The organism is Acidovorax sp. (assembly GCF_046341535.1).
In the GTDB taxonomy this organism is placed as follows: Bacteria; Pseudomonadota; Gammaproteobacteria; order Burkholderiales; family Burkholderiaceae_C; genus Acidovorax.
Window position 1 is genome coordinate 1 of record NZ_JBKDRI010000201.1, and the last position, 25,810, is coordinate 25,810.

Genomic DNA, 25,810 nt, shown 5'->3' on the forward strand with positions numbered 1-25,810 from the left:
GATGCATTTGCCAGCGCTGCTGTTGGGGCGCCAGGCAAGGCGCGATGACGCGGCAGGCTCGTGCCTGCAAGGAGGAGCAACACCGCATGGCGCTCCAAAAGCGGTGCTGGCAAGTGCATAGCGCTGTCACCCCAAAGGTGAAGCTGCAAAAACAACCCAAGGCCCGAGTCCACGCGGTGTGCGCCAAGATGACAAGCGGTCAACTGCCGTTTTTAGGTTAAAAAGTATCGCGCCCCTGCATGCGCGCCACGATGCGCAGGTCTGCGCCCAGGTGGGCCACCGACTTGAAGTCCAGCGCCAGGCCATCAGCCAACGCCGTGAGCGGGCCAAAGTCTGCCATGCCCCGTCCCGCGCCCAAAAGCCGTGGCGCTAGGTACAACAGCAGTTCATCGACCAGGCCTTCCCGGACCAAAGAGCCATTGAGCTTGTGCCCGGCCTCGACATGCAGCTCGTTGATGCCACGCTTGCCAAGGTCCAGCAGCATGGCCGAAAGATCCACCTTGCCGCTTGCATTGGGCAAGCGGATCACCGTGGCCCCACGGGCCTGCAATTCGGCCTTCCGGGCTTTGTCGTCGAAGGCTGTATAGACATAGCAATCGCGCCCCTCCATCAGCACATGGGCGTTAGCAGGCAACTGCAAGCGGCTGTCCACCACCACCACGTGGGGCTGGCGCGGCGAGGGTGCGTCGCGGACATCAAGCCGGGGGTTGTCATCCAGCACCGTGCCAATGCCGGTCAACACGGCGCACGCCCTGGCCCGCCACGCATGCCCATCGGCCCGCGCGGCGCGTGACGTGATCCACTGGCTGGCGCCATTGTTCAGCGCGGTGGTGCCGTCGAGGGAGCTGGCAACCTTCAGCCGCACCCACGGCGTGCCCCTCACCATGCGGCTGAAAAAACCGATGTTCAGTTCGCGAGATTCTTCGGCCCCAGGGCCCACCACCACATCCACCCCCGCCGCGCGCAGCCGGTCAAATCCGCGGCCGCCCACCAGGGGGTTCGGGTCCGTCAATGACGCAACCACCCTGGCAATACCGGCCTGCACCAGCGCATCGCAGCAGGGTCCAGTGCGTCCGTGGTGGGAGCAGGGCTCCAGCGTGACGTAGGCGGTGGCACCTGTCGTATCCAGTCCTCGGTCGTTGGCATCGCGCAGGGCCATCACTTCGGCATGCGGCCCGCCCGCGCGCTGGGTGGAGCCCTGGCCAATCACCTCGCCGCCGGGAGACACCAGCACGCAGCCAACACGCGGGTTGGGGTTGGAAACACAAAGCGCCTGGGCAGCGAGCCCAAGCGCTTGGTGGATGTGGGAGGGCGCTTTATGAAACATGACCCTCAGGATGGTAGCTCAGAGGCTATCGGTTCCAGCACTCGGCGGCAGTAGTGCCTGCTCCGCGGTTAATGGCATTGCGCGTTCCCGTATGGGTCAAGGTGAAATCGCCGCAGCGGTCGCTTGACTGAGGACCTGGATCTTTTCGGGTCGCGACCAGGGTGAACGCGGCATTGGAATTCACCCCCAGAAACCCAATGGTGTAGCGTTTCGTGGAGTCAGTTGACCATGTGAGCTCCGTCGGAAGCGTCAGAGGGTAGGTGCCCGTGGCGGTCGATGCTCGCTCAAGCCATTGCCGCGCCTGCAACAAACCGGCACGGGCGTCCGCCCGGTGTCCACGGCTGATGATTTCGATGTAGTTCGGCATCGCGACGGCAGCTAGAACACCAACAATGGCCACCGCAATCATGATTTCGATGAGCGTAAAGCCCTTTTGATGTCGTTTCATAAACAAAGCTCTCCTGATGGCGTCAAAGCTTAACGCAATTGCCGCCAGCTTGGGCGCAAGCTCTGCTCTGGGAGCGTTGCGTTGTCCAGATGTTCATCAGAACCATCCTGCTTTTTGCCAGTGAGACGAATTTTGTTGCCGCGTCGAACCAATGTGTGAGAGCCCGCGGCCACTGACACACGCGAAGCTTCCTTGTCAGAGGTCAGGACGTATTTGCCATCCCCATTGGTATCCATAATCTGCACGCTTGGTCGCTTGCCGTCCATGATGTTGATCAGGGACCAGAACTGAGATCCTTTAATCACTGAGGCGACGTCGCAGCTCTCTGTGCTGGCGTCAAGCGCACTCCTGGTAGGGATTTGCGAGAACGCCGACAAAATGTTGCCGCTGTCATAAAACTCCAGGGGCTTGAGCAGCCGTTCGCGTGACTCGGGCAGATCCATGAACCAGCCTTGGTTGGTCGACCAATTCAGCGTGGTGGAGGCATCGATAGTCCAGAACTTATGTCCAGACCTTGAAAACACCGACGTGGAAGAAACATTGCGAGAAACCAAATTTGCTTGGATCACGGATTTCGGTAAGTCATCCGCCGTTTTCAGTAGTGCCTTGCAGTCTGCGTCCAAGGTGTCGGTGCATACTGCGACGCGGTCTTTCTTGACACCGATCAGCTTGTAACTCGTGTTATCCAGCACGGAGTAAAGCGTTTGCTTGTTAGTGTTTTGGGGATCGTCATTGGTGATGTTGCGCCCGGTGCCAAACGCCACCATTACCCCGGTAACGTTCACCATTTTTGTCACGCCAGACTCAGTGACTTGCTTCTTGCGGTCGTTCGCGCGCACGATGGGTGCCACAGTGATGGGCTGCGGTAGCGTGCGTGAATTGGGGGAGGTCTCGGTACCGCCCTTGGCCGAGAAAAGCGGCACGCCGTTGGTGGTGTGGTTGGTCGTGGTATTGGCTGCGCTACCCCAGAGCGCCACGCCCCAATTGCTGTCATTACTGTCTGCAATCAAAAACTTCCACATGTTGCCCTTGAGGTCACCGGCATACGCCACATCAGGACGACCGTCCCCATTGATGTCCAGCAGGCGCGGTGCAGAAAGACCATTCTCGGTTGTGTTGGCGCTACTGCCAGTCGCAGTCGTGCCGGTTGCGACCAGCCGCAACAGTTTTCGGTCACCGTCCAGGTATTGCACCAGCAGCACGGGCCTTTCGCTCTTGCTGTTGTAGCCGTTGCCCATCACCGCCGCCCAGCGGTTGTTGTTCAATCGCGCAATTTGCGAGGTGCGCTGTGGGTTGTTTTCGTCGAGCACAGGCTTGGCGAAGATGTGACCCATATCAGCTGCTGCCAAACAAGCCTCTTTGTTCGCCACCGGCGTAATGGTTACGTCTTCGCAAGCCGCGACCGTCGCCACGGATTCGCTCGCATGCCGGGTTTTGTCCATCACCACGATGTTTTGGGCATTGGCTTCCGTAAAGTTGCTTGGGTTGGTGATGTTCAGCACAAAGTAGCCTTTGCCACCGGCACCCAAAGTGCCCACCAGCATGGTGCGCCAGTCAGGAACATAAGTGCTGTAGCCAGGCTCGCCGACATCAACACCTCCGTTGACATCCACATCACCACTCATGGCAGAGCCATCTACATAATAGCGATGATTTTCATCGTAGTCGACGTCTGCCAGGCGCCCCACAGCGGGGATCACCCCCTTGGGCACGTAGGCCAGCTTTTCAGTGCCGTCTGTTCCCGAAAAGCCATGCAACATGCCGTCGTTGCCACCCACGTAGATCATGGGCAGGCGGGTTTTATTCGCCGCAGTAAAGGCCGCGTAGCCTTTCCAAGCGTAATTACTCGAGGGCGCTCCGGTGTACCACACCTCCGAATTCACAATATCGCCCTGGCGCGATTTTCTTTGTCGGAAGGGGTTGCCTCCGCCCTCCTTGGTGCGATCACCGCGGATGTAGTTCAGCCGGTCCTGTCCCAAGGAATCGCTGCTGCCCTCATTATTGAGGTTCAGAAAAGCCTTTTGTGCTGTGCTCAGATTGGTTTCGTCAGTGGCCCATTTGAAAGGAACGCCGCCTTTCTCCTGCCCGGTCACAGAGTTAACAATCTGAATACTGTAGCTCAGAACAACACGTGCATCGACATTGAATCCCGTCGCATCAAGCTTATCCGCGGTGCTTTGTCCAGACCAGCCAGCGGCAGGGACGGTGGTTCCATCTGGCTTCACCGTTTCAGCGTTAACATAACCCTTCCAGGCATCTGCCGGCACGTAGCCGGCAATATACTTGGCAATGTCGTTTCGCGAGGAGTTGCTGCCGCTGGTAGCAGTCGAGCCGAGACCAGGCTCAGTGGAGTAGCTAATGTCATCGATGATCGATCGAAACGCTTCGGCCAGGTCTTCGCCCTTTTCCACCGCATAAAAGCGGCCTCGACCATTCAATGCGGCATGCCACATGTCGTGGCCTCTGTCTTTGGATGCAGCCTTCCATGCGTAAGCGCCATTGGCATATTCGGCAAAACTTCCGTCATATTCATACGGCAGCATAGAAGAGGGCGTTGTGATCGCTCCCTGGTGATCACCAGCGTCGTTGTAGTTATTTTGGGGAAGCGCATCTCCGCTAAAGCCAATGGTGTAGGTGACCATGTGTGGCCAAGTAGCGGGGTTGTGGCGTGGATTCCAATACTTATCAATGGTGGTGGTGACGTTGGTCACTCGGTTCTTAAATGTCTCAGTGGCCGGAGCTGTGTTGTAGTCAGATCGTGGGATGGGGGCCCCTGTCAGACCGCTGGATTGCAGTGGGGATGACCAGCTTCTAAAGGCCCAGTCGGCAATGGTACTGGTATTTTCGGTGTCCCGATAGACCCGGGTGTTTGCGTTCAAGTTGCTGTATGACGTGCCGTCTGGGAGAGTAGTATTTTGGTTGTCAAAGTTGGGGGGGGAAGTGCTCCGTTGGCCCGTGTTCCATCCGCCATCGGTGAACAGGATGTGGAAGTTACGCCGACAGCCCAAATAAGGCGCGCTGGTGGTTCCTGGTACAGACGCCCAAGGGCCATTTTTGTGCAGTGGGGCACGCATATATTGGTCTGCGTGATCCGTCATTTTGTGCGTAGGCGTCGCGCCACAAACGGAGAAATTGTTCATGTAGGAGATGAAATTCGAGCGATGGGTCGGATTCAGCCTCCGCATGACATTGTTGCTGGTGGCTGTGGCCGCCCCGGTACCCAAATCGATAGCCCCTGCCGTGCAGTTATTCATAGCCTGCCAGGCGAAACGGATTTTTCCGTCAGGAAGCAAATTGGTATCGCTGAAAACATCTATCAGTGTCTCCTTGAGTACCTGGTAGCGGGTTTTGGTGCCTCCAAACATATCCCTGAGTATCATACTGCCTGAATCGTCAAGCGAGAGGATGATGTTAGGCGCCACAAAAGACTCTTTGGTGCCTGGTGGCGACTGTGCAAAATCCAATGCCCAACTGGCATGGGGCGCGAGCGCGGCGCCTACCGCCATGGCAATCAGGTTCTTTTTAAAATGTGTACGGGTGCGAGTAGTTCGGGGCATGATGTGCTCCTGATCGAATGAGGGCGGTTAATTTTGGCGTTTGTATCAGGCGCCTAAAGGCTGGCGTTTTCTAAATGGAAATTAGTCTTTAAGCTTGTTGCGCGCGAAGGTTTGCTGCAGCACGACCTGGGTGACAGGTACGTCGACGCCTCCGACCCGTCTTACCTTGCGCCCATACGCGAGGGCGGTAATACGGTACACTACGCCAGGGTTCATGTGCAGAACCAGGTGTTTTGAACCATTGGCAATCAACGTGGATTTGTCCGGATCCGGTATATAAGGCAACACCTCTATCCAATACCATCCGCCGCGGTTGTTGGCAGAGCGATCGTGCAATATTGGATTCCCTTTGGGCTCGTCGGGGTTGGAGCTTAGTGGAGCACCGCTATATTGACCATACCGCGAACCCACGGTATTGGTAGCCATTTCAGCCAGCGTGAAATCGACCAAAGGGTCTGTTTTGTCGCTGGCATTGTTCCAAAAATCCTGTCGTCCTATGCGCTTCAAGCAAAGTGCATTCAAGCAGCGAGGGCCAGTGGTGATACTCTCCAAATCGGCCCACAACGCTGCCGCATCCTTTGCCTCTAGCGGTATTTGTGCCAGGGCAGGGTTGCCTGCGCGGCATGCGGTGGCGGTGGGAATCCGGCAATCGCTGCCATCCGCCTTTTCGCCACGGATATCGAGCTCGGCGTCTTGGATTAAAGCCTGCGCGGCCTCAAAAGCCCTCTGGTAATCGGCGTCGTTGCCGACCACGAGTTCGCTGAACATCGACGTGCGAGAAGCCCATAAAGCCAAAAGCATCGAGAGCATGACGAAAATCAATACGACAATCAGTGCTATGCCGCTTTGATGCTTCTGCTTTGGGGAAGGAGGGGGGGGTAAGTGCATGCGTTGCATTGCAATGTGCGGTTTGGTAGTTAGCCTGTCAGCCCCTGGCTGCGCAGTTGGTAGATGTTGCGGAACACCATGTGCGCGCGCTGGTTCCGAGGCTCTGTCAGTGCGGTCAGGTCCACTGCAGTGGCGCCGTCGCAGTCTGTGTACGTGCTGCCTGCGGGCAGATTGAGTCTTTCTGTGCCGTAGAGCACCAGGCACACTTCCACCGCAAAGACCTGGGCCCAGCCCGGCGCGCCTGGAGCACCCACAGTAGCAGCGTTGACATAACGCAGATTAGGGTTGCCCGTGCCTGCCGCAGTCTGCATCAGGTAGCGGACCTGGAAGTTGGCGACATTCCGAACAATGGGCTGCTCCTGGCCGTTAGCAGCGCAGCGCAATTCGTTGGTTGCGACGTTCAAGACAAACTGGCTTTGAATCAGGGCCGGTGTACCCCCCTCCCCCAGGCAGTTGCGCAGTACGGATTCCGGGCCTGGTGGCGCGGTCGTGTCTGCGCGTAAGTACACGAGTTCCGCGAAGTTGCGGTGGCCGGTGGTGAGCGTGTATTCGCTAGCAGTCGGTGAATCCAGGCCACTGAGTGAATCAGTCGCCAGGGTGAACGTGTTGGTCCCATCGGAAAAGTCGGTCTCAAACGCCACGGGCTCCCCCACCAGTGGTGGGCTGGTATCGGAATCCAATTTGTTCGCCGAAAGCTTGAGCCTGATGGAGCCTGTCTGTCGCAACTGCGAGCCAATCACGCGGAATGCGTGCGAGGCTTGCTGCTGAAGATCGCTGACATCACTCACGCTGCCTGTGACGACACGAGACACCATGAGCGCGCCCATCGCCACGGCGATCGTGAACAAGCCAATCGTGATGCCAACCAGCAGCTCGACCAACGTCACGCCGTGCTGGGTGTTGGGTCTTGATGTGGAATATTTCATGCAAGGTTCACCTAAGAAAAGAAAAAGCGGCTGCGGTCAACCATGTTCAGGGCTTGGGGCCAGGGCAGGAGTACTGCACGGCGGCGCCCGTAAAGTAAGGGGCACAGCGACTGCTAACTGGGATGTATTGAAGGTGACAGGCGTACCTGGGCGAGGAAGAGGCACTGGCGTTGCAGGCAGGTGTGCCAGCACCCCCGCCTAAACTAGCTGCGGTGGTCAGCAAGTCTGCGAGGTAAGCGTTGTTGGTGCTGCGCTCGTTCTCGCGCCAGCGGATCAACACGCCCAGCTGGCGGCGGCTACCGGCGGTGGGTTCGGCTGGCGCAAAAAAGACGGTGGCGTCTCCCAGCGGAAGGCTGCGCTCCAGGCTGCGTTTCCATTCGCGCAAGTCATAAGCTGCAAACTCTGCTGGTGTGCATTCAGTAACTCCTTCACAAAGTTTCGCGGCTTGAGGGGTGGGGGCGGGGCCAACTCGCCATCCAATGCGGTAGCTACCAATATTTACCAACGCATTGGGGTGGTTTCTCATGCGCTCGCTCAGGTCTTCAATCGCGCGGACCGCTTGCGCACGGTACACGCTGGTTTGTGTGTCGCTGAGAGTTCGCATTTGCGCACCGATGACGCCAAGAATACCCAGCGCGGCAACCGCGATGGCGACCAGGGACTCGATCAGTGTGATGCCGCGCTGCTGAGGTTGGGCAATTTTCTGCATGGGGGTTAGCCGGAGGTGCATGGCATATCTTCGGGTTTTATGGTGCGAATACGCCCCCCGGAACTCATGCACAGGCCGCGAGCGGCCACGTCAGAGATGTTTTTGCCGTGGGGAACCAGACTGAAGCCGATAAAGGGGCCTGAGACTCGTCCCCAACGGTCAAACTGGATGCTTGCAGAGGTGGCAGTGCGCGTCACGTCGATGTTTGGTGGAGTGTTAAAGCTTTGCAAGGTATCTTCATCTGCATCCTGGACACCATTGCTGTTGGTGTCGATAAACACGAACCATCCGCAATCCCAGTCTGCGTTGCCCGAGGCAAGTAAGCATCCGTCGGTGCCGGTGGGGTGCTTGCGGATGGAGACATTGCCCCCCCGTTTGATCGCTTCTGAGCGTGCGAAATAAAGAGTCGATTCAAGGCCTTTGATCGTCTGTTGCACGCGCCACCGCTCAATGATGGGGGAAAAACTGGGTGCTGCCAGAGCCAAAAGAATTGCCACGATAGAGACGACGACCATCAACTCAATGACGGTGAACCCCTGGGTGGCTTGCGGTGAACTCGTCTTACGGTTGTTCCGCTGAGAGCGAGGGGGCGATGAGTAGTGCAGGATCTGCATGGCTTGAATACTATTTAGATTGTTCTGATGCGGTGCGTTCGCGCTTGACGAGTGGCGCTCGATTGATGACGAGCGGCAGCTTTGGGGGGGGCACCTCGTCTGGCGCCTACTGCGTGTAGCCTCTGCAGGCCCCGGCGTTAGGCAAGCCCTTGCACTCCCGGTACATCCTGCGATCGCGTTCGGCGCGTGTTTCGTCTGAGGAGCTTTGTTGGGCGGGGGGCTTGCCCGCGCCTTTTTTCTTCACGGTTCGGCTGGTCGAGGCCGGTTTGCCGTCCTGGGTGGTTTTGGCCATTGCGATTTCGGGGCTCGCCATCAGGCACAAGGCGAGTGCGATAGCCGATAGGGAACAAAAGAGGCTCTTTTGAGGAGGGCTGACAAGTCTGCACGCTGAGTTTGCATAGGCCTGTGTCATCGGAGGCTTTCGGTGTGAGGTGGCTGGGAGGGTGAGCGCGAGTTTTCTGGATTGCACGTTGGTTGGCAAGGTCAAATTGTTCCAGAGGCTATAATTTGCCGGTTTTGCATGGTGCAAGACGCACGCCTTCGGCCCTTCCAGCTGCTGGCGCAAGTAAAAACCACGGGCCGGCGCTTTGCGTTCGGCCTCAAATTAGGAAAAACCATGATCGCATCCTCCATCAAGGCCGAAGTAGTCAAGGCCAACGCCCGTGCCGCCAACGATACCGGCAGCCCAGAAGTGCAAGTGGCCCTGCTGACCGCTCGCATCAACGAATTGACCCCCCACTTCAAGACGCATGCCAAGGACCACCACGGTCGTCGTGGCCTGCTGCGCATGGTGAGCCGTCGTCGCAAGCTGCTGGACTATCTGAAGGCCAAGGACGCTGACCGCTACACGGCGCTGATCGCCAAGCTGGGTCTGCGCAAGTAAGCCGTACTGCGCGCAAAAACGCCTGGGTTAGTCCGCTAGCTCAGGCGTTTTTTACTTCGGAGACGCTAAACAGAGCGAAGCTGTGTCATTCCAATGGTGCCATGCCGGGTTGAGGCGCGTGGCACCACTGGAATGGCATCGTGTTCTGAATTGGTCTCCTGTCTCACTCTGGCAGCTCGCTGCCAGTTAACAAATTAGGAGCTGAATATGAGCATTTTCAACAAGATCACCAAGACGTTCCAGTGGGGTGACAAGACCGTCATCATGGAAACTGGTGAAATCGCGCGCCAGGCTTCTGGCGCCGTGCTCGTCAACATTGACGATACCGTGGTGCTCGCGACGGTGGTGGCATCGAAGTCGGCCAAGCCCGGCCAAGACTTCTTTCCGCTGACGGTGGATTACATCGAAAAGACTTACGCTGCGGGCAAGATCCCCGGCAGCTTCTTCAAGCGCGAAGCCAAGCCGAGCGAGCATGAAACCCTGACCAGTCGCCTGATCGACCGTCCGATCCGCCCGCTGTTTCCCGAAGGTTTCTTCAACGAAGTCCATGTGGTGGTTCACACGGTTTCGCTCAACCCAGAGGTGGATGCTGACATTGCCGCACTGATCGCGACGAGCGCGGCCCTCGCCATTTCGGGTATTCCGTTCAACGGCCCGATTGGTGCTGCCCGCGTGGGGTATATCAATGGCGAGTATGTGCTGAACCCCGGGCAGACGGCGCGCAAGAATTCGCAGATGGACCTGGTCGTTGCAGGTACCGAAGCGGCCGTGTTGATGGTGGAGTCCGAGGCGCAGCAGTTGTCTGAAGAGGTCATGCTGGGCGCGGTGGTGTTTGGCCACCAGCAGGGTAACGTGGCCATCAACGCCATTCATGAGCTGGTTCGCGAAGCGGGCAAGCCGGTGTGGCAGTGGGAAGCCCCTGCCAAAGACGAGGCCCTGATTGCCAAGGTGGGTACGCTGGCGGGCGACAAGTTGAGCGCGGCCTATCAGATTCGCAACAAGCAAGCCCGCACCCAGGCCTGCCGTGAGGCCTATGCGTCTGTGATGGCGGCGTTGAAAGCTGAGGGCGTGGAATTCGATGCAGTGAAGGTCGAGGGCATGCTGTTTGATATCGAAGCCGGTATCGTTCGCAGCCAGATCCTCGCGGGTGAACCCCGTATCGACGGTCGCGACACCCGCACGGTGCGCCCCATTGAAATCCGCGGAGGCGTACTGCCGCGCGCCCATGGTTCGTCCCTGTTCACGCGCGGCGAAACCCAGGCCCTGGTGGTGACGACGCTTGGCACCGAGCGCGATGCGCAGCGCATTGATGCGCTGGCCGGTGAGTACGAGGACCGCTTCATGATGCACTACAACATGCCTCCCTTCGCAACCGGCGAAGTCGGTCGCATGGGCTCGACCAAGCGGCGCGAAATCGGGCACGGCCGTCTGGCAAAGCGCGCGCTGGTCGCCGTGCTGCCGACCAAGGAAGAGTTTCCCTACACGATGCGTGTCGTGTCGGAGATCACCGAGTCCAATGGTTCTTCGTCAATGGCTTCGGTGTGTGGCGGCTGCCTGTCGCTGATGGACGCTGGCGTGCCCATGAAGGCTCACGTCGCGGGCATCGCGATGGGATTGATCAAGGATGCCAACCGTTTTGCTGTTCTGACGGACATTCTGGGCGACGAAGATCACCTGGGCGACATGGATTTCAAGGTCGCTGGTACCACGGCAGGCATCACGGCTTTGCAGATGGACATCAAGATCCAGGGCATTACCAAGGAGATCATGCAGGTCGCCCTGGCGCAGGCCAAGGAAGCCCGGATCCACATCCTTGGCAAGATGCAGGAAGCCATGGGTGAAGCCAAGACCGAGGTGTCAAACTTCGCTCCCAAGCTGTACACCATGAAGATCAACCCTGAGAAGATCCGCGATGTGATCGGCAAGGGCGGTTCTGTGATCCGTGCACTGACCGAGGAAACAGGCTGCCAGATCAACATCGAAGAGGACGGCACGATCACGATCGCCGCCACCGACAGTGCCAAGGCCGATGAGGCCAAGCGCCGCATCGAACAAATCACCGCGGAAGTCGAGATCGGCAAGATCTATGAAGGCCCTGTTACCAAGATCCTTGATTTTGGGGCACTGGTGAACCTGCTGCCTGGCAAGGATGGCCTCCTGCATATCAGCCAAATCGCCCACGAGCGCGTGGAAAAGGTTTCCGACTATCTGACTGAGGGCCAGATCGTCAAGGTCAAGGTCATGGAGACGGACGAAAAGGGTCGCGTGAAGCTGTCCATGAAGGTGCTGGCGGACCGTCCGGCGGGTGGCAGCGACCGCCCGGCACCGGCTGAGCGCGGTGACCGCGAACCCCGCCGCGAGCGCCACCCTGCCGAGCAGCAACAGCAGCAGCAACAGCAGTAACGGGTTGTGACGTCGGTGGGCCAGCCCTGCAAGGAGGCTGGCTGATGAATGTAGATTCTTTCGTCAAGGTTTGCTATTTAATGAATAGCAATTGATGTAAGCCTATCAGGCGCGACGCCCTAAAATCTTTCGAAGAAATCATGAGCGGCTTGATGCACGCGGTAGAAATCAGCTCATTTGGAGCGCCAGACGTCCTGCGCCTTGTCGAGCGGCCTGTACCGCAGGCTGGCCCGGGCGAGCTGCTCATCCGCGTGAGCGCGAGCGGCATCAATCGACCCGATGTTCTGCAGCGCCTTGGCCAGTATGCCCCGCAGCCTGGTGCGTCGGACCTGCCGGGGCTGGAGGTTGCCGGGGTCGTGGAGTCTGGTGATGCCTCTGAATTGGCTGCGGCTGGCATTCGCGTGGGTGACCGTGTCTGCGCCCTGGTGGCCGGGGGAGGATATGCGCAGTGGTGCGTTGCCCCGGTCGCCCAGTGTCTACCGGTACCCGACGGCCTGAGTGATGTCGAGGCCGCATCGCTGCCCGAAACGTTTTTTACTGTGTGGAGCAACGTGTTTGACCAGGGGCGGCTCAAGCCGGGCGAGAGCTTGCTGATCCAGGGCGGTACCAGTGGCATTGGCGTGACGGCCATTCAGCTCGCACGCGCATTCGGTGCGACGGTGGTCGCAACGGCTGGCAGCGATGCCAAGTGCGCCGCATGCCTGTCGATCGGTGCGCACCATGCGATCAATTACAGGTCGCAGGATTTCGTGGCCGAAGCCATGCGCATCACCGGCGGCAAAGGGGTGGACGTGGTGCTTGACATGGTGGCTGGTGATTATGTGGCCCGCGAGGTGGAATGCCTTGCCGAGGATGGGCGCATCGTGGTGATTGCAGTCCAGGGTGGCGTCAAGAGTGGGTTTAACGCGGGGCATTTGCTGCGTCGCCGCCTGACCATCACGGGCTCCACGCTGCGACCGCGGTCCGTTGCATTCAAGGGCGAGATTGCGCGCGCCCTTCGGGAGCGCGTGTGGCCACTGCTGGCGGCGGGGGTGGTCAAGCCCGTGATTCACTGCACGTTTGCTGCGGCTGAAGCGGCCAAGGCGCATGCCCTGATGGAATCCGGTGAGCACACCGGCAAAATCGTTTTGACGTGGTAGCAACAATGCACTCCAAGAAAAAACTCATCGCAGGCAACTGGAAGATGAACGGTAATTTGACCGCCAACAAGTCGTTGCTGACAGCGGTCGTGGATGGTCTGAACCAGGCGCAATGTGATGTCGCGGTTGCCGTACCTGCACCCTATCTTGCTCAGGTGGAAAGACTCGTCTCCGGCTCGGCGATCGCAGTGGCTGCACAGGACGTGTCTGTGCATGAGTCAGGAGCCTATACCGGCGAGGTATCTGCATCGATGCTCAAGGAATTTGGAGTCCGTTACGTGCTGGTGGGGCATTCCGAGCGCCGGCAGTATCACGGCGAATCCGACGTTGTGGTGTCACGCAAGGCGCAACGTGCTCTGGCCGCTGGCATCACGCCCATTGTGTGCGTGGGCGAGACGCTGCAAGAGTTCGAAGCGGGTGACACCGAGGCCGTGGTCAAGCGTCAACTCGCGGCAGTTATTCACCTTAACGGCCATTGCATCAGCGAGATTGTGGTGGCGTACGAGCCTGTCTGGGCCGTTGGCACGGGGCGCACTGCATCGCCAGAACAGGCCCAGGCGGTCCACGCCGTGTTGCGTACCCAAGTGGCCGCTGCCAGCGAACATCCCGACCGTATTCGACTGCTCTACGGCGGAAGCATGAACGCCGCCAACGCAGCGCAACTGCTCGCCCAGCCGGACGTTGACGGCGGGCTCATTGGCGGCGCGTCGCTCAAGGCGGCCGACTTTTTGCAGATCATCCATGCAGCGCGCTAGTGCGTAGGCTGCCCGAGTTATTCAATCAGGAGTGAACAGGCAATGAACGTTATTGTGAATGTGGTGCTGGCTGTACAGATGTTGACGGCCCTCGGGATGATTGGACTGATCCTCATCCAGCACGGTAAGGGTGCAGACATGGGCGCGGCCTTTGGCGGCGGTAGTTCGGGCAGCCTGTTTGGCGCCAGCGGAAGTGCGAACTTCCTGTCGCGGACCACTGCGGTGCTTGCTTCTGTGTTCTTTGTGGCGACCCTCGCGCTGGCCTATTTTGGCAACGCGAGGCCTGCAGGCTCCGGTAGTGTGCTGGAAACGCCTGCAGCGGCTCCCGCACCGGTCACGCCGGCCTCTGACGCCGCGATGGCCCCTGCGGTAGCGGCTTCTGGCGCAGCGCAAATTCCGACCAAATAAACTTCACGAAAAAACCTGCTCGCGCTTGGAGCAGGGTTTTTCCGGGGTAAAATGTTGGACTGTCTGGAAAGCCAAAACCGCAAGGTCCTCATGCCATCCAGAAGCAGAAAACTCAGCCGTCGTGGTGAAATTGGTAGACACGCTATCTTGAGGGGGTAGTGGCGAAAGCTGTGCGAGTTCGAGTCTCGCCGACGGCACCAAACAAAGGCCTGCCCTCACGTTCCCGCGCAGGGCGCCTGGCTGGCACAAAGCGGTGGGCTCTTCCTCAAGATGAATCTCGATCAGTACCTCCCCGTCCTCTTGTTCATCTTGGTTGGCATCGCTGTTGGCGTTGTCCCCTTGGCGCTAGGTTACATCCTCGGTCCGAACCGGCCGGATGATGCCAAAAACTCCCCTTACGAGTGCGGCTTCGAGGCTTTCGAAGACGCGCGCATGAAGTTTGACGTGCGCTACTACCTTGTGGCCATCCTCTTCATTCTTTTCGATCTTGAAATCGCCTTCCTGTTTCCGTGGGCCATTGCCCTGCACGACGTCGGTATGACTGGTTTCGTGGCAGTGGTCATCTTCCTGGCCATTTTGGTTGTTGGGTTCGCCTATGAGTGGAAAAAGGGTGCGCTTGATTGGGAATGAGCCGGATGCAACAAGGACGATGCAATGATTGAAGGCGTAATGAAGGAGGGCTTCATCACCACGAGTTACGACTCGGTGGTGAACTGGGCCAAAACTGGCTCGCTCTGGCCCATGACCTTTGGTCTGGCGTGCTGCGCCGTGGAGATGATGCATGCGGCTGCTGCGCGCTACGACATCGGGCGGTTCGGTGCAGAGGTTTTCCGTGCAAGCCCCCGTCAGTCTGACTTGATGATCGTTGCGGGCACGCTGTGCAACAAGATGGCACCCGCGTTGCGCAAGGTGTATGACCAGATGTCAGAGCCCCGCTGGGTTCTGTCCATGGGCTCTTGCGCCAACGGTGGCGGCTATTACCACTACAGCTATTCGGTCGTGCGTGGATGTGATCGCATTGTGCCGGTGGACGTGTATGTGCCAGGTTGTCCACCCACGGCAGAAGCGCTGATCTACGGGATCATTCAGCTGCAGCAGAAGATCCGTCGCACCAACACCATTGCGCGTGTCTGAAGGGTTGATGATGTCCGTATTTGCCATTCGGCCTGACAAGCTCAAAGACAACATCGTCGCCGCGCTGGGCTCCAGGGTGCGTGAAGTGAGTGTGGCGCTCGATGAGGTGACGGTGGTGGTTGCGGCGTCGGACTACCTGGAGGCGATGCAACTGCTGCGCGACGCGCAAGACTGCCGGTTTGAACAGCTCATTGACCTGTGCGGGGTGGATTACTCCTCCTACGGCGACATGCCCAATGAGGGGCCGCGATACGGCGTGGTGTCGCATCTGTTGTCGGTGAGTCTCAATCAGCGCGTGCGAGTGAAAGTGTTTTGCAGCGATGACGACTTCCCGATGGTTCCGTCGGTGGCGGGCCTTTGGAACTCTGCCAACTGGTACGAGCGCGAGGCCTTCGATCTTTTCGGGATCGTGTTTGATGGTCACAACGACCTGCGCCGCATCCTGACTGACTACGGCTTCATCGGGCATCCGTTCCGCAAGGACTTCCCTTTGTCGGGGCATGTCGAGATGCGGTACGACGCCGATCAGAAACGTGTGATTTACGAGCCAGTGACCATCGAGCCTCGCGAAATCACCCCGCGCATCATCCGCGAAGACAAATATGGAGGCCTGCACTGAGCCGCGTTGCGTCTCCTGTGATTCGTCATGGCTGAAATCAAGAACTATTCCCTGAACTTCGGGCCGCAGCATCCGGCCGCGCATGGTGTGTTGCGCCTCGTGCTGGAACTCGATGGCGAGGTGGTCCAGCGCGCAGATCCCCACATTGGCCTGCTTCATCGCGCCACAGAAAAGCTGGCAGAGCACAAGACATACATCCAGTCGCTTCCCTACATGGATCGGCTGGACTACGTTTCCATGATGTGCAACGAGCATGCCTACTGCTTGGCCATCGAAAAGCTGCTGGGACTCCAAGTGCCAGAGCGAGCGCAGTACATCCGCGTCATGTTCTCCGAGATCACGCGCCTGCTGAACCACCTCATGTGGCTGGGGTCGCACGGCAATGATTGCGGCAGCTCGACCATCCTGATCTACACGTTCCGTGAGCGGGAAGATCTCTTTGACATGTACGAAGCGGTCTCGGGCGCACGGATGCACGCGGCGTACTTCCGCCCCGGTGGCGTCTATCGCGACCTGCCCGACAGCATGCCGCAGTACAAGGTCAGCAAGATCAAGAACGCCAAGGCGCTGGAGGCGATGAACCAGAACCGACAAGGTTCGCTGCTGGATTTCATCGATGATTTCACGCGCCGGTTTCCTGCCTGTGTGGACGAATACGAAACCCTGCTGACCGACAATCGCATCTGGAAGCAGCGCACCGTGGGCATTGGTGTGGTGTCGCCCGAGCGTGCATTGAACCTGGGAATGACAGGCCCGATGCTGCGTGGTTCCGGAATTGCCTGGGACCTGCGCAAGGCCCAGCCCTACGATGTGTACGACCGCGTGCAGTTCGACGTGCCAGTTGGCAAGACAGGCGACTGCTATGACCGCTATCTGGTGCGTGTGCAGGAGATGCGCGAATCCAACCGCATCATCAAGCAGTGCGTGGACTGGCTGCGTGCCAACCCTGGCCCGGTGATCACCGACAACCACAAAGTCGCACCGCCAGCGCGTGAGTCGATGAAGGCCAACATGGAGGAGCTGATCCACCATTTCAAGCTCTTCACCGAAGGGTTTCGCGTGCCCGAAGGCGAGGCCTATGCCGCGGTAGAGCATCCCAAGGGCGAGTTCGGGATTTACATCGTGAGTGATGGCGCCAACAAGCCTTACCGCTTGAAAATCCGCGCGCCTGGTTTCGCCCATCTGGCAACGCTGGACGAGATGGCGCGCGGCCACATGATCGCGGACGCCGTGGCCATCATTGGCACCATGGATATCGTGTTCGGAGAGATTGACCGATGATTACCGAAGCGACGCGCGCACGCTTTGCCCGTGAAGTGGCCAAGTACCCCGCAGATCAAAAGCAGTCGGCCGTCATGGCGTGCCTGGCGATCGTTCAGCAGGAACAGGGCTTTGTCAGCGCAGACAGCGAGGCGGTCATTGCCGAGTACCTGGGCATGCCGCAAATTGCCGTGCGCGAAGTGACTACCTTCTACAACATGTATAACCAGCGGCCGGTGGGTGCGTTCAAGCTGAATGTGTGCACCAACCTGCCTTGCCAGCTGCGCGACGGACAAAAAGCACTGCGGCATCTTGAGCAAAAGCTCGGCATTTCGGCGGGCGAGACCACCGCAGATGGCCTGTTCACCCTTCAGCAATCCGAGTGCCTTGGCGCGTGTGCCGATGCCCCCGTGATGCTGGTGAACGACCGCTCCATGTGCAGTTTCATGGACAACGGCAAGCTGGACGAACTCATCGACGGGCTTCGCAGCACCACCGAACCTGTATCGGCGACCCAGGTAAAGGGCGAGTGATGACCACCGCAGCACAAATTCTTTCCCAGTTCCAGGCGACCGGCGTACAGACCTGTTTTCACGGGCGCCATATTGAGCCGCAGATCTATGCCGGACTGGACGGTACCAACTGGAGCCTCAAAGACTACGAGGCCCGGGGTGGCTATCAGGCGCTGCGTCGCATTCTCGGCAAGGACGGATCGGAAGGCCTGACGCAGGACCAGGTGATTGCGACCGTCAAGGAATCCGCTCTGCGCGGCCGTGGCGGCGCTGGGTTTCCGACCGGGCTCAAATGGAGCTTCATGCCCCGCTCATTCCCTGGGCAAAAGTACCTGGTTTGCAACTCTGATGAAGGCGAGCCGGGTACCTGCAAGGACCGGGACATCCTCCAGTTCAATCCGCATATCGTGATTGAAGGCATGATCATCGCGGCCTACGCGATGGGCATTTCGGTCGGATACAACTACATCCACGGCGAAATTTTCCAGACCTACGACCGGTTCGAAGAGGCGCTGGAAGAAGCGCGTGCCGCGGGGTACCTGGGCGACAAGATCCTGGGCAGCAGTTTCAGCTTTCAGTTGCATGCCGCGCACGGATTTGGCGCGTACATCTGTGGCGAAGAAACGGCCTTGCTTGAGTCTCTGGAGGGAAAAAAAGGGCAGCCTCGTTTCAAGCCGCCTTTCCCGGCCAGCTTTGGTCTGTACGGCAAGCCAACGACGATCAACAACACCGAAACCTTCGCTGCCGTGCCTTGGATCATCCGCAATGGCGGAAGTGCATACCTTGCGTGTGGAAAGCCGAACAACGGAGGCACGAAAATTTTTTCGGTGTCTGGTGATGTGGAGAAGCCGGGCAACTATGAAATACCCATGGGCACGCCCTTTTCCAGGTTGCTCGAACTGGCCGGTGGCGTGCGAAAGGGACGCCAGCTCAAGGCGGTGATCCCTGGCGGCTCATCCTCGCCTGTGCTGCCTGCGTCCATCATGATGGAGTGCACGATGGACTATGACTCCATTGCCAAGGCCGGTTCCATGCTGGGTTCGGGGGCGGTCATCGTGATGGACGATTCGCGCTGCATGGTGGAAAGCCTGCTTCGGTTGTCGTATTTCTACATGCACGAGTCCTGTGGCCAATGCACGCCCTGTCGCGAAGGTACGGGCTGGATGTGGCGGGTGATCGATCGCATCCAACACGGCCACGGGCGTGAAGCCGATCTTGATCTGCTCAACTCGGTGGCCGACAACATTCAGGGGCGCACCATCTGTGCTCTGGGGGATGCGGCCGCAATGCCGGTCCGCGCCATGATCAAACACTTCCGTCCCGAGTTTGAGGCAATGATCCAGAGCGGAGCGTCGCACGCCGCGACACCGGTCTGATCGCGGGAAAACATATGGTTGAAATAGAACTAGACGGTCAGAAGGTCGAGGTCGCCGAAGGTTGCATGGTGATGCACGCGGCGGAAAAGGCGGGCACCTACATCCCCCACTTCTGCTATCACAAGAAGCTCTCCATCGCTGCCAACTGCCGCATGTGCCTGGTCGAGGTAGAAAAGGCGCCCAAGCCCATGCCCGCCTGTGCCACGCCCGTGACGCAGGGGATGATCGTCCGGACCAAAAGCGACAAAGCGCTCAAGGCGCAGCAGTCGGTCATGGAGTTTTTGCTCATCAACCACCCGCTGGATTGCCCCATTTGCGACCAGGGCGGCGAATGCCAGCTGCAGGATCTTGCCGTGGGTTATGGCGGATCATCATCGCGATACGCTGAAGAAAAGCGTGTCGTTCCCACCAAGGACGTTGGCCCGCTGATCTCCATGCAGGAGATGAGTCGCTGCATCCATTGCACCCGCTGTGTGCGTTTCGGCCAGGAAGTGGCCGGTGTGATGGAGCTCGGCATGATCCACCGCGGGGAGCATTCCGAAATCACGACGGTGACCGGCGATACGGTGGACTCCGAACTGTCGGGCAACATGATCGATATCTGCCCGGTGGGTGCCCTGACCAGCAAGCCCTTCCGGTACAGCGCGCGGACATGGGAGCTCTCCCGCCGCCGCTCGGTGAGCCCCCACGACTCGACGGGGTCAAACCTCGTTGTTCAGGTCAAGAACCACCAGGTTCTGCGGGTGCTGCCGCTCGAGAACGAAGCGGTCAACGAATGCTGGATCGCTGACCGGGACCGGTTCTCGTACGAGGCGCTCAATAGTGAAGACAGGCTGACGCAGCCCATGCTCAAGCAAGGCGGGGTGTGGCAGACGGTGGACTGGCAAACGGCGCTTGAGTACGTTGCCAATGGCATCAAGAACATCAGAAACGACCACGGTGACCAGAGCATCGGGGCGCTTGTGAGCCCGCACAGCACGCTTGAAGAGCTGTACCTTGCCGCTTGCCTGGTGCGTGGCCTGGGCAGCGACAACATTGACTACCGCCTGCGCAATGCAGAGTTCGCGGCGCCTGAAGGTATTCGCTGGCTCGGGACTTCGGTTGCGTCGCTGTCTCGCCTGCAACGCGTACTGGTTGTGGGGTCCAACCTCCGCAAGGATCACCCCCTGTTTGCGCAACGTGTGCGACAGGCTGCCCGACATGGCGCGCAGGTGATATCGGTTGGCTCCCAGGAACCCCAGTGGGCCATGCCGCTCCATCTTTCGGTGGTCCAGCCGGCAGCGCACTGGGTTTCGGTGCTGGGGGGCATTGCTTCGGCGGTCGCCCAAGAAAAGGGCGTTGCTGCCCCTCTAGGCGCAGCAGTGGCCGACGAAAATGCACAAGCCATCGCACGGTCCCTGTTGGGTGGAGAACGCAAAGCGGTGTTGCTTGGTAACGCTGCTGCCCACCACGCGCAGGCCCGTGAGCTTTTGTCAATCGCCAACTGGATTGGCTTGCAGACTGGCGCATCGGTGGGCTATCTCACGGAAGCGGCCAACACCGTGGGCGCCCAGTTTGCTGGAGCCTACCCCGTCAACGGCGGCATGGATGCCGGCCACATGCTGGCTGGTGGCCTCAAGGCGGCGTTGTTGCTCAACACCGAGCCTGTGTTGGATTCGGCCGCTGGTCAGCAAGCTGCCCAGGCGCTGTCGCATGCGCAGATGGTTGTCACCTTGAGCCCCTTCAAGTGCAACCTTGAATTCAGCGACGTGCTGCTACCGATTGCGCCGTTCACCGAAACTTCGGGCACGTTTGTGAACGCCGAGGGCCGTTTGCAAAGCTTCCACGCCGTTGTGCGTCCGCTGGGCGACACTCGCCCTGCCTGGAAGGTGCTGCGCGTGCTCGCGAACCTTCTGGGTGTTGCCGGTTTTGATTTTGAAACCTCGACCGACGTGCTGGTGCGTGCCACGAACGCCCCTGCGGGCGCGATGACTCACATCCCCGAGGCCCAACTGTCGAACGCCGTCAGCGCTGCGCCCGCCCGGGTAGCTGCATCGGGCGACCCGGTTGTTGCGTCCATCTACCAGCTCGATGGTCTGGTGCGTCGTTCGCCCTCGCTGCAAATGACCGCAGACGCCCGCCTGGCCCGTGAAGGAGTGGCCGCATGATCGACGCGCTTTACAACGGGGGCTTGAACCTCCTTCCGTTCGGCTGGTGGTCTGCCATGGCCTGGCCGGTTCTGTGGATCCTGATCAAGATCGTCTGCATTCTTGCTCCGCTGATGGGCGCTGTGGCCTATCTCACGCTGTGGGAGCGCAAGCTGCTGGGCTTCATGCAGGTTCGCTACGGGCCCAACCGCGTGGGGCCCTTCGGTCTGCTTCAGCCGATTGCGGATGCGCTCAAGCTGCTGACCAAGGAAATCATTCAGCCCGCTGCGGCGAGCAAAGGCCTGTTCGTGCTCGGCCCGATCATGGCCATCATGCCTGCCCTGGCAGCCTGGGTTGTGATTCCATTTGGACCGGATGTGGCCTTGGCCAACGTGAACGCGGGCCTGCTGTTGGTCATGGCCATCACCTCCATTGAGGTGTACGGGGTGATCATTGCTGGTTGGGCGTCCAACTCGAAGTACGCCTTCCTGGGTGCGCTGCGCGCATCGGCCCAAATGGTGAGCTACGAAATCGCCATGGGGTTTTGTTTCCTGGTGGTCATCATGGTGTCTGGCAGCATGAACCTGACGGAAATCGTGATGAGCCAAGGCAGGGGCATGGCCGCTGAGGAAGGTTTGACTTTCCTGTCCTGGAACTGGCTTCCGCTCTTGCCCATCTTCCTCGTGTACCTGATTTCAGGCGTTGCGGAAACCAACCGCCATCCTTTCGACGTTGTCGAGGGTGAGGCAGAGATTGTTGCCGGCCACATGGTGGAGTATTCGGGCATGGGGTTTGCCATCTTCTTCCTGGCTGAGTACGCCAGCATGTGGCTGGTGTCAATTCTGGCCGCCATCATGTTCCTGGGCGGCTGGCTGCCCCCGATCGACAGCGCCGTTTTCAACGCGATTCCTGGCTGGATCTGGCTGGGTCTCAAGACGTTTCTTGTGGTTTCGATGTTCATCTGGATCCGGGCAACCTTTCCCCGCTTCCGGTATGACCAGATCATGCGTCTGGGCTGGAAGATCTTCATCCCAGTGACCCTGGTGTATTTGCTCATTGTTGGCGGGTGGCTGCTCTCGCCCTGGAATATCTGGAAATAGGCGGAACGCGAAATGACTGCTGTTGCTGCTGCTGCTCCCTTCTCGCTCAAAGACTTCTTCAAGAGCTTCATGCTGGTGGAGCTGCTCAAAGGGATGGCCCTGACCGGCCGGTATGCCTTCCGTCGAAAGGTGACCGTCCAGTTTCCGGAAGAAAAGACGCCCCTGTCACCGCGTTTTCGCGGGCTGCATGCGTTGCGCCGCTACGAGAACGGCGAAGAACGCTGCATCGCCTGCAAGCTCTGTGAGGCCGTGTGTCCGGCACTGGCGATCACCATCGAGTCCGATGTGCGCGAAGACGGCTCGCGCCGTACCACGCGCTATGACATCGACCTGACCAAGTGCATCTTCTGTGGCTTCTGTGAAGAGAGCTGCCCGGTCGATTCCATCGTCGAGACGCAGATCCTCGAATACCACGGCGAAAAGCGCGGTGATCTGTATTTCACGAAGGACATGTTGCTGGCCGTGGGTGACCGGTATGAAGGTGAGATTGCTGCGGCCAAGGCTGCCGACGCCAAGTACCGCTGAACGGCGCTGGGTACTGCCTTCCTGCCAGAACTTCTATAAAGACCCGATTCATGGACGCCAAGACCGGTTTCTTCTACCTCTTCTCGGTCGTGCTGCTGTTTGCGGCTTTCCGGGTGATCACTGCGCGCAATCCCGTGCATGCAGTGCTCTATCTCATCCTTGCGTTCTCGCAGGCAGCCGCAGTGTGGCTGCTGCTCAAGGCAGAGTTCCTGGCGATTGCGCTGGTCCTTGTTTACCTGGGCGCGGTGATGGTGCTGTTCCTCTTCGTTGTGATGATGCTTGATATTCATATCGACACCGTGCGCAAGGGGTTTTGGAAGCACTTTCCGCTGGCGGCAACGGTCGGTGCATTGATCGCCCTTGAAATGGCTGCGGTGCTGATGGGTGGCTTTCGCGGGATGGAGGAGCCCAAGGCCTTCGCGCCTGTCGTCGACGCAGCAGGGCAGGCGGTGCAGTACTCGAACACCAAGTCGCTTGGCAAGCTCCTGTACACCGAGTATCTCTACCCCGTTGAAATTGCAGCCGTGATTTTGTTGGTCGCCATGATTGCGGCCATTGCCCTGACGCTGCGCCAGCGCAAGGACAGCAAGGCGATCAATGCTTCGATGCAGATCCGTGTGCGCGCCAGCGACCGTCTTGAAGTGATCAAGGTCGCCGCAACGCAAAAGCCGCCGGCGCAAGAGCCTGCACAGGCCGTAGCCGAGGAGAAGAAAGCATGACGCTGACGCTGGGCCATTTCCTCTCTTTGGGAGCGATGCTGTTTGCGCTTTCCGTGATCGGCATCTTCCTCAACCGTAAGAACCTCATTGTGCTGCTGATGGCCATCGAACTGATGCTGCTGGCGGTCAACATGAATTTCGTGGCGTTTTCGTACTACCTCGGTGACATGCACGGGCAGGTGTTCGTCTTCTTCATCCTGACCGTGGCTGCGGCCGAATCGGCGATCGGGCTGGCCATCCTGGTGCTGCTGTTCCGCAATAAGACCAGCATCAACGCTGAAGACCTCAACACCCTCAAGGGTTGATGAGCCACCGGTATTCGCAAGGTCCTCAAGAATGAGTCAAACCCTCTCTGCATCAACGCTTGTGGCGGTTCCGCTCGCCCCGCTGGCGGGCGCGCTGCTGGCCGGCGTTTTCGGCACCACCTTCGGCGGCAACCGGATTGGTCGCCGCCTCAGCCATACCCTCACGATTTTGGGCGTGCTGATCTCTTTCGTTTTATCTGCCATGACGCTCAAGAGCGTGGCGGTTGACGGTGCTTACTTCAACGAGACGCTCTACACCTGGATGGTCGTGGGTGGCCTGAAGATGGAAGTGGGTTTCCTTGTCGACAGCCTGACCGCCATGATGATGGTGGTCGTGACGTTCGTGTCGCTGATGGTGCACATCTACACCATTGGCTACATGGAAGAGGACGAAGGCTACAACCGCTTCTTTGCTTACATCTCCCTGTTCACCTTCTCCATGCTCATGCTGGTGATGAGCAACAACCTGTTGCAGTTGTTCTTCGGCTGGGAGGCCGTGGGCCTGGTGTCGTATTTGCTGATCGGTTTCTGGTTCAACAAGCCTTCGGCCATCTTCGCGAACATGAAGGCCTTCCTGGTCAACCGCGTGGGCGACTTTGGCTTCATTTTGGGCATTGGCCTGATTGCTGCCTATGCGGGTAGCTTGAACTACGGCGAGGTCTTTGCCAAGTCGGGTGAGCTTGGGGGCATTGCGTTCCCTGGCACAGACTGGATGCTGATCACGGTGATCTGCATTTGCCTGTTCATCGGGGCCATGGGCAAGAGCGCGCAGTTTCCGCTTCACGTGTGGTTGCCCGATTCGATGGAAGGCCCCACACCCATTTCTGCCCTGATCCATGCGGCGACGATGGTGACGGCGGGCATCTTCATGGTCGCGCGGATGTCGCCATTGTTCGAGCTGTCCGACACGGCACTGAACCTCATCCTTGTCATCGGTGCCATCACGGCGCTGTTCATGGGCTTTCTCGGCATCATCCAAAACGACATCAAGCGCGTGGTGGCCTACTCCACGCTGTCCCAGCTGGGTTACATGACCGTGGCCCTGGGGGCATCGGCCTACTCGGTGGCCGTGTTCCATTTGATGACGCATGCATTCTTCAAGGCCCTGCTGTTCCTCGGCGCGGGTTCGGTCATCATGGGCATGCACCATAACCAGGACATCCGCTGGATGGGCGGTGTGCGCAAATACATGCGAATTACCTGGATCACATCGCTGCTCGGTTCGCTGGCATTGATCGGTACGCCGATGTTCTCGGGGTTCTACTCCAAGGACAGCATCATCGAAGCGGTGCACTTTAGCCAGTTGCCTGCCGCCGGTTTTGCACACTTTGCCGTGCTCGCTGGGGTCTTCATCACGGCTTTCTATTCGTTCCGGATGTATTTCCTGGTTTTCCATGGCAAGGAGCGCTTCGATCAAAACCCGGACGCTCACCATGGCGATCACCACGGGCATGGTGACCACCATCACCATGAACCCCATGAGTCACCCTGGGTCGTAACGCTACCCCTCGTCCTGCTGGCCATCCCGTCGGTAGCAGTCGGTTTCTTTTTCATCGAGCCCATGCTGTTTGGGGAGTTCTTCAAGGGCGTGATCTTTGTGGATGCCGCCAAGCACCCCGCCATGGCCAAGCTGGCCGAGATGTTCCACAGCCCGGAGGCGATGGCGCTGCATGGTCTGCAAACCGCACCGTTCTGGCTGGCGCTGGCTGGGGTGGCGGCTGCTTACTACATGTACATGGTCAACCCTGCATTGCCTGCCGCCATCAAGGCGCGGGTACAGCCGCTGTATACGTTGCTGGAAAACAAGTACTACCTTGACTGGATCAACGAGCACATCCTGGCGCGTGGCGCGCGCGCGCTGGGTCTGGGGCTTTGGAAGGGCGGGGATCAGGCCATCATCGATGGTGCACTGGTCAATGGTTCCTGGAAGCTGGTCCGCAGTGTCTCCGGTGTTGTGCGCTGGATCCAGACCGGCTTCGTCTTCCATTACGCGCTGGTGATGATTCTCGGGGTGTTTGCGCTGATGACCTGGTTTGTCTGGGGCGATGCGCTCGTGCGGCTCATCAAATAAGGAAAA

The 25,810-nt window shown here is 59.1% G+C and carries 24 protein-coding genes and 1 tRNA gene; 18 read left to right on the forward strand and 7 right to left on the reverse strand.

Annotated elements, in window-relative coordinates; genetic code table 11:
- Window positions 1-217 precede the first annotated feature (217 nt).
- From ribD to ACK543_RS14870, 7 genes are all read right to left on the reverse strand, one after another.
- Complete coding sequence (gene ribD / locus ACK543_RS14840; RefSeq protein ID WP_409943602.1) at window positions 218-1,327, reverse strand: bifunctional diaminohydroxyphosphoribosylaminopyrimidine deaminase/5-amino-6-(5-phosphoribosylamino)uracil reductase RibD; 1,110 nt, start codon at window positions 1,325-1,327, stop codon at window positions 218-220.
- 25 nt (window positions 1,328-1,352) lie between these two features.
- Window positions 1,353-1,775: a type IV pilin protein gene (locus ACK543_RS14845; RefSeq protein ID WP_409943603.1), complete on the reverse strand. Its 423-nt coding sequence runs from the start codon at window positions 1,773-1,775 to the stop codon at window positions 1,353-1,355.
- A gap of 29 nt (window positions 1,776-1,804) precedes the next feature.
- Complete coding sequence (locus ACK543_RS14850) at window positions 1,805-5,332, reverse strand: pilus assembly protein (RefSeq protein WP_409943604.1); 3,528 nt, start codon at window positions 5,330-5,332, stop codon at window positions 1,805-1,807.
- Window positions 5,333-5,413: 81 nt separating this feature from the next.
- Window positions 5,414-6,220, reverse strand: a complete 807-nt coding sequence (locus ACK543_RS14855) for a PilX N-terminal domain-containing pilus assembly protein (protein WP_409943629.1) — start codon at window positions 6,218-6,220, stop codon at window positions 5,414-5,416.
- Window positions 6,221-6,249: 29 nt separating this feature from the next.
- Window positions 6,250-7,146 carry a PilW family protein gene (locus tag ACK543_RS14860; protein WP_409943605.1) on the reverse strand — a complete coding sequence of 299 codons (897 nt, stop codon included), beginning with the start codon at window positions 7,144-7,146 and terminating at the stop codon, window positions 6,250-6,252.
- A gap of 46 nt (window positions 7,147-7,192) precedes the next feature.
- Window positions 7,193-7,855 carry a type IV pilus modification protein PilV gene (gene pilV, locus ACK543_RS14865; protein ID WP_409943606.1) on the reverse strand — a complete coding sequence of 221 codons (663 nt, stop codon included), beginning with the start codon at window positions 7,853-7,855 and terminating at the stop codon, window positions 7,193-7,195.
- Window positions 7,856-7,860: 5 nt separating this feature from the next.
- Window positions 7,861-8,469: a GspH/FimT family pseudopilin gene (locus ACK543_RS14870; protein WP_409943607.1), complete on the reverse strand. Its 609-nt coding sequence runs from the start codon at window positions 8,467-8,469 to the stop codon at window positions 7,861-7,863.
- A gap of 616 nt (window positions 8,470-9,085) precedes the next feature.
- Here ACK543_RS14870 and rpsO point away from each other — a divergent pair.
- The 18 genes from rpsO to nuoL all read left to right on the forward strand — a co-directional run bounded on the left by rpsO (window position 9,086) and on the right by nuoL (window position 25,804).
- On the forward strand, window positions 9,086-9,352 hold the full coding sequence (rpsO, locus tag ACK543_RS14875) for a 30S ribosomal protein S15 (protein WP_005793232.1): 267 nt from the start codon (window positions 9,086-9,088) through the stop codon (window positions 9,350-9,352).
- A 207-nt stretch (window positions 9,353-9,559) separates the two neighbouring features.
- Window positions 9,560-11,755, forward strand: a complete 2,196-nt coding sequence (gene pnp / locus ACK543_RS14880) for a polyribonucleotide nucleotidyltransferase (protein WP_409943608.1) — start codon at window positions 9,560-9,562, stop codon at window positions 11,753-11,755.
- A 140-nt stretch (window positions 11,756-11,895) separates the two neighbouring features.
- Window positions 11,896-12,894, forward strand: coding sequence for an NAD(P)H-quinone oxidoreductase (locus ACK543_RS14885; protein ID WP_409943609.1), 999 nt, complete (start codon window positions 11,896-11,898; stop codon window positions 12,892-12,894).
- A gap of 5 nt (window positions 12,895-12,899) precedes the next feature.
- A complete protein-coding gene (tpiA, locus tag ACK543_RS14890; protein WP_409943610.1) occupies window positions 12,900-13,649 on the forward strand; it encodes a triose-phosphate isomerase in 750 nt (249 codons plus the stop codon).
- A 42-nt stretch (window positions 13,650-13,691) separates the two neighbouring features.
- Complete coding sequence (secG, locus tag ACK543_RS14895) at window positions 13,692-14,057, forward strand: preprotein translocase subunit SecG (protein WP_409943611.1); 366 nt, start codon at window positions 13,692-13,694, stop codon at window positions 14,055-14,057.
- A 115-nt stretch (window positions 14,058-14,172) separates the two neighbouring features.
- Window positions 14,173-14,257 (forward strand) — tRNA-Leu (locus ACK543_RS14900).
- A gap of 70 nt (window positions 14,258-14,327) precedes the next feature.
- Window positions 14,328-14,687 (forward strand): NADH-quinone oxidoreductase subunit A, encoded by a 360-nt coding sequence (locus tag ACK543_RS14905; RefSeq protein ID WP_409943612.1) that lies wholly within the window; start codon window positions 14,328-14,330, stop codon window positions 14,685-14,687.
- A 24-nt stretch (window positions 14,688-14,711) separates the two neighbouring features.
- Window positions 14,712-15,191, forward strand: a complete 480-nt coding sequence (locus ACK543_RS14910) for a NuoB/complex I 20 kDa subunit family protein (RefSeq protein WP_007849129.1) — start codon at window positions 14,712-14,714, stop codon at window positions 15,189-15,191.
- A gap of 10 nt (window positions 15,192-15,201) precedes the next feature.
- Window positions 15,202-15,810: an NADH-quinone oxidoreductase subunit C gene (locus ACK543_RS14915; RefSeq protein ID WP_409943613.1), complete on the forward strand. Its 609-nt coding sequence runs from the start codon at window positions 15,202-15,204 to the stop codon at window positions 15,808-15,810.
- A 27-nt stretch (window positions 15,811-15,837) separates the two neighbouring features.
- Window positions 15,838-17,091, forward strand: coding sequence for an NADH-quinone oxidoreductase subunit D (locus tag ACK543_RS14920; RefSeq protein ID WP_409943614.1), 1,254 nt, complete (start codon window positions 15,838-15,840; stop codon window positions 17,089-17,091).
- On the forward strand, window positions 17,088-17,603 hold the full coding sequence (nuoE, locus tag ACK543_RS14925) for an NADH-quinone oxidoreductase subunit NuoE (RefSeq protein WP_409943615.1): 516 nt from the start codon (window positions 17,088-17,090) through the stop codon (window positions 17,601-17,603). The genes ACK543_RS14920 and nuoE overlap by 4 nt, the downstream gene beginning before the upstream one ends.
- Window positions 17,603-18,958, forward strand: a complete 1,356-nt coding sequence (nuoF, locus tag ACK543_RS14930) for an NADH-quinone oxidoreductase subunit NuoF (RefSeq protein WP_409943630.1) — start codon at window positions 17,603-17,605, stop codon at window positions 18,956-18,958. Before nuoE ends, nuoF begins: the two co-directional genes overlap by 1 nt.
- Before the next feature lie 14 nt (window positions 18,959-18,972).
- Window positions 18,973-21,105, forward strand: coding sequence for an NADH-quinone oxidoreductase subunit NuoG (nuoG, locus tag ACK543_RS14935; protein ID WP_409943616.1), 2,133 nt, complete (start codon window positions 18,973-18,975; stop codon window positions 21,103-21,105).
- Window positions 21,102-22,184, forward strand: coding sequence for an NADH-quinone oxidoreductase subunit NuoH (gene nuoH, locus ACK543_RS14940; RefSeq protein WP_409943617.1), 1,083 nt, complete (start codon window positions 21,102-21,104; stop codon window positions 22,182-22,184). Before nuoG ends, nuoH begins: the two co-directional genes overlap by 4 nt.
- Window positions 22,185-22,196: 12 nt before the next feature.
- Entirely contained in the window at window positions 22,197-22,709 is a 513-nt protein-coding gene (gene nuoI / locus ACK543_RS14945; protein ID WP_409943618.1) for an NADH-quinone oxidoreductase subunit NuoI, read from the forward strand.
- A gap of 50 nt (window positions 22,710-22,759) precedes the next feature.
- Entirely contained in the window at window positions 22,760-23,428 is a 669-nt protein-coding gene (locus ACK543_RS14950; RefSeq protein WP_409943619.1) for an NADH-quinone oxidoreductase subunit J, read from the forward strand.
- Window positions 23,425-23,733, forward strand: coding sequence for an NADH-quinone oxidoreductase subunit NuoK (nuoK, locus tag ACK543_RS14955; protein WP_069105211.1), 309 nt, complete (start codon window positions 23,425-23,427; stop codon window positions 23,731-23,733). Before ACK543_RS14950 ends, nuoK begins: the two co-directional genes overlap by 4 nt.
- A gap of 31 nt (window positions 23,734-23,764) precedes the next feature.
- Entirely contained in the window at window positions 23,765-25,804 is a 2,040-nt protein-coding gene (nuoL, locus tag ACK543_RS14960; RefSeq protein WP_409943620.1) for an NADH-quinone oxidoreductase subunit L, read from the forward strand.
- Window positions 25,805-25,810 lie beyond the last annotated feature (6 nt).